Origin of the sequence: Spirillospora sp. NPDC046719, assembly GCF_040645715.1 — a bacterium.
GTDB lineage: Bacteria > Actinomycetota > Actinomycetes > Streptosporangiales > Streptosporangiaceae > Spirillospora.
Window position 1 is genome coordinate 1 of sequence record NZ_JBEYYT010000350.1, and the last position, 10,342, is coordinate 10,342.

Here is a 10,342-nt window from a genome sequence, read left to right on the forward strand (position 1 = left end):
GCCGCGGCCGCGCGCGCGCCGCGTCGGCGAGCCCCGCCCGGCCGTCGCGGGTGCCCAGCGCCGTCCCCGCCATCCGCGCGACCGCGGGGAGGGGGCGGCGCAGCCAGGCGGTCAGCAGCGCGTTGCGGATCTCCCGGCGGCGCCGTGCCGCCGGGTTCCGGCCGCTCCGCGACGGGTGGTGGTGCACGACGAGCTCCGGCACGTAGGCGAGGCCCCAGCCGGCGGACGCCAGGTCGAGCGCGAGGAGCTCCTCCTCGCCGGCGAAGTGCAGGACGTCGGAGAAGCCCCCGGCGTCGAGGTAGGCGTCGCGGCGGACGATCGCCGAGCACGCGAGGAAGCCGAGGACGGCGGGTCCGGGCAGCCCGTCCGGCCGCCCGAGCGGTGCCCGCGCCATCGCCTCCGACACCGGTTCCAGGCGCTCGTCGTCGCCGACCAGGACGCGGGCGGCCAGCAGCGCCGTCCTCGGATGGGCGTCGAGGATCTCCACGGCCCGCTCCAGCGCTCCGGGCGCCCACCAGGAGTCGTCGTCGGCGAAGGCGACGTAGCGGGTCGCGGCCTCCCGCACGCCGGCGTTGCGGGCGGCGGCGCCGAGGTTGCCCGGCAGCCGCAGCACCCGCGCGCCGGCGGCCTCCGCGACCTCCGCGGTGCCGTCGGCGGAGGCGTTGTCGGCCACGATGACCGGCGCGGCGTGCCGGGCGAGGCTGTGGCGCAGTTCGGCGGCGCGGTCGCGCGTCGCGACCACGATCGTGACGTCGGGCATGCTCTCCCCCGCTTCCATCAGCTGACGTACCGGCGCGCCTTGGAGGTCCGCTGCGCCTCCTCCAGGCTGCGCAGCCTGGCCTCGACGTCGCGCGGCAGCGTGCGCCGCTCCCGGGCGACCCAGCGCAGTCCCGCCGCCGCCTCGGCGAGCGCGCCCGCGGTGACGCGGTCGCGCGGCAGCGTGCGCAGCAGCCCGGCGGTGCGGCGGAGCGCGACGGGCAGCGGGCGGCGCAGCCAGGTGAACCACAGCGTGTTGCGGATGCCGTGGCGGCGCCGCAGGTGGGCCTCGCGCAGCGGGGACGGCTCGTGGTGCACGACGACGTCCTCGGCGTAGCAGAGGTGCCAGCCGAGGGCCATCAGGTCGGCGCTGAGCAGCTCCTCCTCGCCGCCCAGCCACAGCCGGGCCGAGAACCCGCCGGCCTCCCGGAACGCCTCGGCCCGCAGCATGGACGCCCCCGCCAGGAACGAGCCGAGCGCGGGCCCGGGCATCCAGGACGGCCCCGGGACGGGCGAGTCGCGCAGTTCGGGGACGATGGGGTCCTCGCGCCCGCCGGGCTCGACCAGGATCCGCCCGGTCACCACGGCCAGCCGGGGGTGCGTGTCCAGCAGGTCGGCGGCGCGCGGCAGCGCGCCCGGCTCCCACCAGGTGTCGTCGTCGCAGAACGCCACGTACGGGGTGCGGACGTGGTCGACCGCGAGGTTGCGGGCGACGGCGCCGAGGTTGCGCTGCGACCGGATCAGCCGGAAGCCGGGGAACTCCTCGGCGACGGCGTCGGGCGATCCGTCCCGCGAGGCGTTGTCCACCACGATGACGGGCGGCGGCCCGGGCAGCGCCCGCAGCCGCCCGAGCGTCGCCAGCAGGGAGCGCCGGCGGTCCCGGGTGATGACGACGAGCGTGCAGCGCATGGCCCGCCCCGTACCCGCCGCACCCGCCTCCATGTCCGACTTACGTCTTGAAGGCCAATAAACCCCCGCAGCCATCGCGATGCACGTAAAACCCGCTTGAACTGTCAGTTCGCACATCAGCGGCTTTTCCGGCACAGCGTTTAGAGCCGGACTTCCCGGTAATGCACGAAATCACCTATGGGGGATTCGCTCCCATCGAGATCCCCGGGCCGATGCCCACGACGGACGGCATCGGTACTCCACCGAACGCTGCGCCGAAACGGGGCTCACATGCGCGTGCTCGGAATCAACGCGATCTTCCACGACCCGGCCGCCGCCCTCGTGGTGGACGGAACGGTCGTGGCCGCGGCTGAGGAGGAACGGTTCAGCCGCCGCAAGCACGGGAAACGTCCGGTCGCCTTCTCCGCCTGGGAACCGCCCGAGCAGGCGGCCCGCTGGTGCCTGGAGCGCGCCGGGCTCGAACCCGGCGACCTCGACGCCGTCGCCTACTCCTACGATCCCGACCTGGTCGAGCCCGGCCTGGACGGTCACGACGAGCAGTGGGAGCGGCTGCGGACCCTGTACGCGCGCCGCGCCCCGAACTTCCTCGCCGCCGCCCTGCCCGGCCTGGACCCCGGCATCGTCCGGTACGTCCCGCACCATGTGGCGCACGCCGCGTCCGCCGCCCTGGCCGCGCCGCGGCCCTGCGACGGCGACGTCCTCGTGCTGGACGGCCGGGGCGAGTCGCACTCGCACCTCGCCGGGACCTACGCCGGCGGCGAGCTGACCCCGCTGCACGCGCAGCGCCTGCCGCACTCGCTCGGCCTCATGTACGAGGACCTCACCGAGCACCTCGGCTTCCTGCGCTCCAGCGACGAGTACAAGGTGATGGCCCTCGCGTCCTACGGCGAGCCGCGCTTCCTCGACGAGCTGCGCGAGCACGTCCGGGCCACCGGCGACGGCGGGTTCGCGGTCGCCCCCATCGACTGGGGCGCGCTCGCCAAGGCCCGCGCGTCCGACGGCGAGTGGACACGCGACCACGCCGACCTCGCCGCCAGCGTCCAGGCGCGGCTGGAGGAGGTGCTGCTCGACCTGGTGACGTGGCTGCACGGGCGGACCGGCTCGCGCCGGCTGATGCTCGCCGGCGGCGTCGCGCTGAACTGCGTGGCGAACTCCCGGCTCGCCGCGGACGGACCCTACGACGACATCTGGGTGCAGCCCGCCGCGGGCGACTCCGGCACCGCGCTCGGCGCCGCCCTGCACCTGGCGCACGACGGCGGCGACACCGTCACCGCGATGCCGGGCGCCGACCTCGGCCGCCAGTGGGACGACGCCGCGATCGCGCGCCGCCTCGACATCGCCAAGGTGCCGTACGAGCGTCCGCCCGACGTCGCGGCGGCCGTCGCCGAGGCGCTCGCCCGCAACGAGATCGTCGCGTGGTTCCAGGGCCGTTCGGAGTTCGGCCCGCGCGCGCTGGGGCACCGGTCGCTGCTCGCCCATCCCGGCCACGCCGCCAACGTCGAGCGGCTCAACGACGTGAAGGGCCGCGAGCAGTTCCGGCCCATCGCCCCGATGGTCGCGCTGGAGCACGCCGCCGAGATCTTCGAGGGCCCGATCCCGAGCCCGTACATGCTGTTCGTCCACCGCGTCCGGCCGGAGTGGCGGGAGCGGATCCCCGCCGTCGTGCACGTGGACGGCACCGCCCGGATCCAGACCGTCGCGAGCGGCCACGAACCGCTCGTCGCGCGGCTGCTGGAGGAGTTCCGGCTGCGCACCGGCCTGCCGGTCGTCGTCAACACCAGCCTCAACACCGCGGGCCGGCCCATGGTGGACGACCCGCGGGACGCGCTGGAGTGCTTCGGCTCCGCGCCCGTGGACCTCCTGGCGATCGGCCCGTTCGTCGTCCGCCGCCGGGAGGTGCACGGCCGATGAGCTGCACCGTCGTCATCCCGACGATCGGCAGGCCGAGCCTGCGCACGGTGCTGGACGCCCTGCTGGACTCGATCGCGACCGGTCCCGAGCCCGCGCCGCACGAGATCATCGTCGTGGACGACCGGCCCGCGCACGGCGCGCCGCTGCCGCTGCCGGACTCCCGCGGGCGCCGCGTCCGCGTGATCCGCTCCGGCGGGCGCGGCCCGGCCGCCGCCCGCAACGCGGGATGGCGCGCCGCCGCCACCGAATGGGTCGCCTTCCTGGACGACGACGTCGTCCCCGACCCCGGCTGGACGCGGCGGCGCACCGGCTCGTCCACCCCGTGCCGCGCGGCCTGCCGCTCCGCGAGCTCGCGGCGCTCGCCGAGAGCGTCGACCTGCGCGGACGCGGCGGCGCCGCGTTCCCGTTCGCCCGCAAGCTCGCCGCCGTGCACCGGTCGGCGCGGCGCACCGGCCGCGACCCCGTCGTCCTCGTCAACGCCACCGAGGGCGAGCCCGCCAGCTCCAAGGACAAGGCCCTCCTCGCGCACGTGCCGCACCTCGTGCTGAACGGCGCGGTCCTCGCCGTCAAGGCGCTCGGCGCGCGGGAGCTCGTCATCGGCGTCACCGACGACGGCCTCGCCGCGCGGTCGCTGCGGCTCGCCATCGCCGAGACCCGGCTCCGCGACCGCGCCCGCGTCGTCCGGCTCCCCGAGCGGTTCATCACCGGTGAGGGCGGCGCGCTCGTCCGGGGCGTCAACGGCGAGACGCCCATCCCGCCCGGGCAGAAGGTCCGCGCCGCCGACAGCGGCGTCGACCGGCTCCCCACGCTGCTGTCCAACGCGGAGACGTTCGCGCAGCTCGCCGTGCTCGCCGAACTCGGCGCCGACGGGTACCGCGCCGCCGGCACGCCCCGCGAACCCGGGACCGTCCTGCTCACCGTCACCCTCCCCGACGGCGGGCACATGGTCGTCGAGACACCCGCCGGCGTCCCGCTCGCCGACGTGCTCCGGCACTGCGGCACCGACGCCGGGCAGGGCGTCATCGTCGGCGGCTACCACGGGGCGTGCCTCACCCCCGCGCAGGCCGCGCGGGTCGCGGTGTCGCGGGAGGCGATGGCGGCGGCCGGCGGCGCGCTCGGCGCCGGGATCGTCGTCCCGCTGCCCCGCGACACCTGCCCGCTCGGCGAGATCGCCCGCGTCGCCGGGTACATGGGCGCCGAGTCCGCCGGGCAGTGCGGCCCCTGCCGGCTCGGCCTGCCCGCGATCGCGCGGTCCGTCGCCGCGCTCGCCGCCGGGACCGCCGGGGACGAGGCCGTCGCCGCCGTCCGCCGAGGCAGCGCCACCGTCCGCGGGCGCGGCGCCTGCAAGCACCCCGACGGGACGACCCGCTTCCTGCTGTCCGCGCTCCGCGCCTTCGGCGACGACGTCGCCGCGCACCTCGACCGGGGCGGCTGCGGCCGGCCGGTCCGCCGCTTCCTGCCCGTCCACGGCGAGGAGCCCGAGGAGGCCGAGGCGTCCCCGCACCGGCTCGCGATCGACTGGTCCCGCTGCGCCGGGCACGGCCTCTGCCGCCACCTGCTGCCCGACCTCGTCCGGCTCGACGAGTTCGGCTACCCCGTCATCGCCGGCGCCGCCGTCCCCGCGCGGCTGCTGCGCGACGCCGTCCAGGCCGCCGAGATGTGCCCCGCCCTCGCGCTGTCCGTGCGGAACGCCTGACCCCGCGCGCGGCCTGACCTGGCGCACGGCCGGAGCCCGCGCACGGCCGGAGCCACCGGTCATGAGGGCTTTACCGGCGCCGGACCTTCCGGGGCGCGGCTTGCGGGTAGTGCCATCCCGCCGACCGGCCACGAGCAGAACGAGGGGGAGAGCCGGCGTGACCGACGTTGCGAGCATGGGTTCCGAGCCGGGGGACGAGCGCCCGGTACTGACGAACCGGCAGGGCCATCCGGTCTACGACAACCAGAACCAGCGGACCGTCGGGGCGCGCGGCCCCGCCACCCTGGAGAACTACCAGTTCCTGGAGAAGATCAGCCACTTCGACCGGGAACGCATCCCCGAGCGGGTCGTGCACGCGCGCGGCGCCACCGCCTTCGGCTACTTCGAGGCGTACGGCTCCTGGGGCGACGAGCCCATCTCCCGCTACACGCGCGCGAAGCTGTTCCAGGAGCGCGGGAAGCGGACCCCGGTCGCGCTGCGGTTCTCCACCGTCATCGGCGGCCGGGACTCCGCCGAGACCGCCCGCGACCCCCGCGGGTTCGCGATCAAGTTCTACACCGAGGACGGCAACTGGGACCTCGTCGGCAACAACCTCGCGGTGTTCTTCATCCGGGACGCCATCAAGTTCCCCGACGTCATCCACGCCCTCAAGCCCGACCCCGTGACGTTCCGGCAGGAGCCGAACCGGATCTTCGACTTCATGTCGCAGACGCCCGAGGCGATGCACATGCTCGTCAACCTGTTCAGCCCGCGCGGCATCCCCGCCGACTACCGGCACCAGCAGGGCTTCGGCGTCAACACCTACAAGTGGGTGAACGACGACGGCGACACCGTCCTGGTCAAGTACCACTGGATGCCGAAGCAGGGCGTCCGCAGCATGACCGGCGCCGACGCCGCGGCGGTGCAGGCGAACGACCTCGGCCACGCCACCAGGGACCTGCACGACGCCATCGACCGCGGCGAGTACCCCGAGTGGGAGCTTCTCGTCCAGATGATGAGCGACGACGACCACCCCGAGCTGGACTTCGACCCGCTCGACGACACGAAGGTGTGGCCGGAGAACGACTTCCCGCCGAAGCCCGTCGGCCGGATCGTCCTCGACCGCAACGTCGCGAACCACTTCGCGGAGAACGAGCAGATCGCGTTCGGCACGGGCGTGCTGGTCGACGGCCTCGACTTCTCCGACGACAAGATGCTCGTCGGCCGGACGTTCTCCTACAGCGACACCCAGCGGCACCGGGTCGGGCCGAACTACCTGCAGCTGCCCGTCAACCAGGCGAAGGAGGCGCGGGTCGCCACCAACCAGCGCGACGGGCAGATGACCTACTACGTCGACGGCTACGGCGAGAACCCGCACGTCAACTACGAGCCGTCCATCACCGGCGGGCTCCGGGAGGCGCAGTACCCGACGCACGACGAGCAGGGCCCGGAGATCCGCGGCCGGCTGACCCGCATGCGGATCCCGCGCGCCAACGACTATAAACAGGCCGGACAGCGCTACCTGCTGATGGAGGACTGGGAGCGCGACGACCTGGTGGCCAACCTCGTCGACCAGCTGTCGCAGTGCGTGCGGGCCGTCCAGGAGCGGATGGTGTGGCACTTCCTGCTGGTCGAGGACGACCTGGGGCTGCGCGTCGGCAAGGGCCTCGGCATCGCGCCGGAGGACGTCGCGCATCTGAAGCCGCTGCAAAGCCAGGACCTCACCGACGAGGACCGGCGGCGGCTCGACGACCTCGGCAGGAACGGTCCCCGCGACGTGAACGGCCTCAAGATGACGCACTGCGTCCCGAACGAGCGCGCCGTCCACATCCCGTCCGGCCCGAACGGCTGAGGCACGGGCGCGGCGAGCGGGAGGTCACACCAGCCAGTCCGGCGCCGCGCGCACGGCGACGAAGTCCGCGGCCAGGAGCGCGGCGAAGGCGAGGCCGCACCACGCGTACTTCTTCAGCGTCGGCTTCTCGATGAAGAGGATCGTCGCCGTGATCGCGCCTCCGGCGGCGGACAGCAGGAGGAACGCGAAGGCCAGGCCGGGCGCGTGGGTGCAGGAATCGTCGTCGCAGCCGTCCGGTCCGACCAGCGCGCCGAGCGCGAGCCAGAGGTTCGCGATGGTGACCGGGCCGGTCACCATGCCCACGGCGGCGGTGACGCCCAGCGGCCAGTACCAGCGGTGCTTCGGCACGGACGGCCCCGATCCCATGTCGCGCTCCCCTTCACGACGCGGCCCGCGGATGCCGGGCTTTCACGCGTGTTCGATAGCGGGAGGGCGCACCGGGTTCGGGACGGGTTCCGAATGGCCTTACGCGGCCATCCGGCTCGCGGTCAGTTCGCGGAATAGCGGTGGCCGCGTGCCACGAGGGGGTAGAGGCGGGAGCCGTTGCGGGGGCGCGCGGCGCGGTGGTGGCCGTCGACCGCGGCCTCGACGATCTGGTCCTCCGCGCTGAACGCGCTCTCCATCACCGCGATGAACTCGGTGTTCGGCGGGTGGACGCGGGCGGCGGCGTTGGCGGTGCGGCGGATGAGCACGCGCGCCCCGCTGCGCAGCGCCGACTCCAGGTGCCGGATGTCCTGGCCCGCGCGGGCCTCGTGGGCGCCCAGGCGGCGGAAGTGGTCGAGCGCGGCACCGCGGTCCTGCGCGCCGGTGTAGACGGTCAGCGCGTCCCGGACGAGGGTGAGGATCATCGCCGCGCTCAGGCCCGTGTACGCGGGGACGCGGCCGGCGATCTCGCCGACGATCTCGGCGGTGATCTCGTCCAGCCGTTCGGCGAGCAGTTCGGTCACGGGGTTCATGGCGGCGTCCCTCATGCTCCGTCGTCGCGTCGATCCGTCCCGCGCGTCCGCGGTGAGAACATGTTACTCACGCGTAGGTCGGATGTACCGCCCTAAAAAGGAGATCTCTCGCCAAGCCGGTCCCGATCAGTGGGCGGGGGCGTGCGTGCGCGCGGTGCGGAAGGTGTGCCGGTAGGCGGACGGGGGGACGCCGATCGAGGCGACCAGGTGCTGGCGCAGCGACGCCGACGTGCCGAAGCCCGCCTGCTCGGCGATGCGGTCGACGGGCAGGTCCGTGGTCTCCAGCAGGCGGCGGGCCAGGTCGACGCGCTGCCGGGCCAGCCACTGCCCCGGCGTCATCCCGACCTCGTCGCGGAACCGGCGGGAGAACGTGCGGACGCTCATCCGCGCGTGCCGCGCCATCTCGGCGAGCGAGATCGGCCGGTGCAGCTCGCCGAGCGCCCAGGCGCGGGTCGCGGACGTGGCGGCCGCGTCCGGCTCGGGGACGGGGCGCTCGATGAACTGGGCCTGGCCGCCCTCCCGCCATGGCGGCACGACGCAGCGGCGGGCGACCCGGTTGGCGACCTCGCTGCCGTGGTCGCGGCGGACGAGGTGCATGCACAGGTCGATCCCGGCGGCGACGCCCGCGGAGGTGAGAACGTCGCCGTCGTCCACGAACAGCACGTCGGCGTTCACGTCGACCTGGGGGAACAGCCGCTTGAAGCGCTCGGCCTCGGCCCAGTGCGTGGTGGCGGGCCGGCCGTCGAGGAGGCCGGCGGCGGCGAGCAGGTAGGACGCGGTGCAGATCGACACGATCCGGGCGCCGGGGCGGAGCCGGGAGAGCGCGTCGGCGATCGGCGGCGGGCACCCGGGCGCCACGGCGGGGCCGCAGCCGAACGGCGGGATGACCAGCGTGCCGGCGGTCTCGATGATCTCGTGGCCGTGCTCGACGGCGATCGCGAAGTCGGCGCTGCTGCGCACCGGGCGGCCATCGATCCCGCAGGTCAGCACCTCGTAAAGGGGGGCGCCGCCGGGGCCGGTGGCCGAGCCGAAGATCCGGACCGGGATGCCGAGCTCGAACGGGTACACGCCGTCGAGGGCGAGGACGACGACACGGTGCATGGCCGGATTCTTTCATGCGGCAGGATCTGGCCACAATGCGACTCCAGCATCTGCTGCACGTGCATATGCACTTGCCACTACTATCCCGCTAGCAGGATCCCCACCCCGAGGAGCGGTGTTGAGCGCAGGGCAGGAGCCGGGGGCGGCCTGGCCGGGGACCGGGGCCGTGCGCGGCCCGACGGCGCGCCGCATGCTCGTCGGCGCCCGGCTGCGCGGCCTGCGGGAGCGCAGCGGGCTGAGCCGCGACCAGGCCGGCTACGCGATCCGCGGCAGCGCGTCCAAGATCAGCCGGATCGAGCTCGGCCGCACCTCGTTCGCCCGCCGCGACGTGGCCGACCTGCTCACCCTCTATGGGGTGCCGGACGGCGCCGAGCGCGAGGAACTGCTCCGCCTGGCGCGGGAGGCCAACGAGCGGGCCTGGTGGCACCGGTACGGCGAGCTGATCCCGGCCTGGACGCACCGGTTCCTCGACCTGGAGGGGACCGCCCGCGAGGTCCGCGCCTACGAGCCGTGCCAGATCCCCGAGCTGCTCCAGACCGAGGAGTACGCGCGCGCCTGTCTCGCGATCCGGGACGGGATCCGGGAGGGCGACCGGCGCATCGAGATCGACGAGCGGGCCGCCGTCCGCCGGCTGCGCCGCCGCCGGTTCGCCGACGACCCCGGCCGCACGCTCGCCGCCGTCGTGGACGAGGCGGCGCTGCGCCGCTTCGTCGGCGGGCCCGAGCTGATCCGCGGCCAGCTCAAGCACCTGGCCGCGCTCGCCGACAGCGGCCGGGTCGAGCTGTGGATCATCCCGGTCGGCGGGCGCCCGCTGCCGCTCGCGCACGGCTTCTCGATCCTGAGCTTCGCGGGAGGGGCGCTCCCCGACGTCGTCTACCTCGAGTTCCTCACGACCGCGCTGTACCTGGACAAGCCCGCCGACGTCGCCGCCTACACGGCCGCCTGGGACCGCCTGTCGGCCGCCGCGCTGCCGCCGGACGCGGGCCGCGCCCTCCTCACCCGCCTGCTCGACCGGCTGTGACGGCCGCCCCGCCGGATCCGGCGCGGGTCAGGCGGGCGGCGGGTTCGCGGCCGCGCCCTCGGTGCTCAGCAGGACGACCGTGTCCCCGGGCCCGACGCCGAGGCCGGGCAGCGCGGCCCGCACCCCCGCCAGGGCCGCGGCAGCGCACGGACCGGCGGAAA

9 protein-coding genes and 1 pseudogene are annotated in these 10,342 nt (G+C 74.8%); 5 read left to right on the forward strand and 5 right to left on the reverse strand.

All coding sequences use genetic code 11. The annotated features are described in order from the left end of the window. A partial coding sequence (locus tag ABZ914_RS38415) for a glycosyltransferase family 2 protein (protein ID WP_500199371.1) occupies positions 1-760 on the reverse strand: 760 nt, incomplete at its 3' end. Between the two features lie 17 nt (positions 761-777). Next, on the reverse strand, positions 778-1,665 hold the full coding sequence (locus ABZ914_RS38420; protein WP_500199372.1) for a glycosyltransferase family 2 protein: 888 nt from the start codon (positions 1,663-1,665) through the stop codon (positions 778-780). Positions 1,666-1,935: 270 nt separating this feature from the next. Between ABZ914_RS38420 and ABZ914_RS38425 the strand changes: the two genes are divergently transcribed. The 4 genes and pseudogenes from ABZ914_RS38425 (at position 1,936) to ABZ914_RS38440 (ending at position 7,103) form a co-directional block, all read left to right on the forward strand. Further along, on the forward strand, positions 1,936-3,576 hold the full coding sequence (locus ABZ914_RS38425) for a carbamoyltransferase family protein (RefSeq protein ID WP_500199374.1): 1,641 nt from the start codon (positions 1,936-1,938) through the stop codon (positions 3,574-3,576). Then, positions 3,573-3,812, forward strand: a pseudogene (locus ABZ914_RS38430) (glycosyltransferase family 2 protein); the annotation flags it as partial. The gene ABZ914_RS38425 and the pseudogene ABZ914_RS38430, both read left to right, overlap by 4 nt. A gap of 86 nt (positions 3,813-3,898) precedes the next feature. Further along, positions 3,899-5,272, forward strand: coding sequence for an NADH-ubiquinone oxidoreductase-F iron-sulfur binding region domain-containing protein (locus tag ABZ914_RS38435; RefSeq protein WP_500199375.1), 1,374 nt, complete (start codon positions 3,899-3,901; stop codon positions 5,270-5,272). A gap of 157 nt (positions 5,273-5,429) precedes the next feature. Continuing rightward, a complete protein-coding gene (locus tag ABZ914_RS38440) occupies positions 5,430-7,103 on the forward strand; it encodes a catalase (protein ID WP_500199376.1) in 1,674 nt (557 codons plus the stop codon). Positions 7,104-7,127: 24 nt separating this feature from the next. Here the strand turns inward: ABZ914_RS38440 and ABZ914_RS38445 are convergent, their stop codons facing one another. The 3 genes from ABZ914_RS38445 to ABZ914_RS38455 all read right to left on the reverse strand — a co-directional run bounded on the left by ABZ914_RS38445 (position 7,128) and on the right by ABZ914_RS38455 (position 9,160). Beyond that, on the reverse strand, positions 7,128-7,469 hold the full coding sequence (locus ABZ914_RS38445; RefSeq protein ID WP_500199378.1) for a hypothetical protein: 342 nt from the start codon (positions 7,467-7,469) through the stop codon (positions 7,128-7,130). A 122-nt stretch (positions 7,470-7,591) separates the two neighbouring features. Then, complete coding sequence (locus ABZ914_RS38450) at positions 7,592-8,059, reverse strand: RsbRD N-terminal domain-containing protein (protein ID WP_500199379.1); 468 nt, start codon at positions 8,057-8,059, stop codon at positions 7,592-7,594. 126 nt (positions 8,060-8,185) lie between these two features. Continuing rightward, positions 8,186-9,160 carry a GlxA family transcriptional regulator gene (locus ABZ914_RS38455; RefSeq protein ID WP_500199380.1) on the reverse strand — a complete coding sequence of 325 codons (975 nt, stop codon included), beginning with the start codon at positions 9,158-9,160 and terminating at the stop codon, positions 8,186-8,188. A gap of 118 nt (positions 9,161-9,278) precedes the next feature. On the opposite strand from ABZ914_RS38455, the gene ABZ914_RS38460 reads away from it, so the two are divergent. Next, complete coding sequence (locus ABZ914_RS38460; RefSeq protein ID WP_500199382.1) at positions 9,279-10,181, forward strand: helix-turn-helix domain-containing protein; 903 nt, start codon at positions 9,279-9,281, stop codon at positions 10,179-10,181. Positions 10,182-10,342: the final 161 nt, after the last annotated feature.

Excerpts from the sequence above, each read along its gene's own strand:
- ABZ914_RS38445 (WP_500199378.1), bottom strand. The coding sequence starts at position 7,469 with ATGGGATCGGGGCCGTCCGTGCCGAAGCACCGCTGGTACTGGCCGCTG.
- ABZ914_RS38455 (WP_500199380.1), bottom strand. The coding sequence starts at position 9,160 with ATGCACCGTGTCGTCGTCCTCGCCCTCGACGGCGTGTACCCGTTCGAG.
- ABZ914_RS38420 (WP_500199372.1), bottom strand. The coding sequence starts at position 1,665 with ATGCGCTGCACGCTCGTCGTCATCACCCGGGACCGCCGGCGCTCCCTG.
- ABZ914_RS38450 (WP_500199379.1), bottom strand. The coding sequence starts at position 8,059 with ATGAACCCCGTGACCGAACTGCTCGCCGAACGGCTGGACGAGATCACC.
- ABZ914_RS38425 (WP_500199374.1), top strand. The coding sequence starts at position 1,936 with ATGCGCGTGCTCGGAATCAACGCGATCTTCCACGACCCGGCCGCCGCC.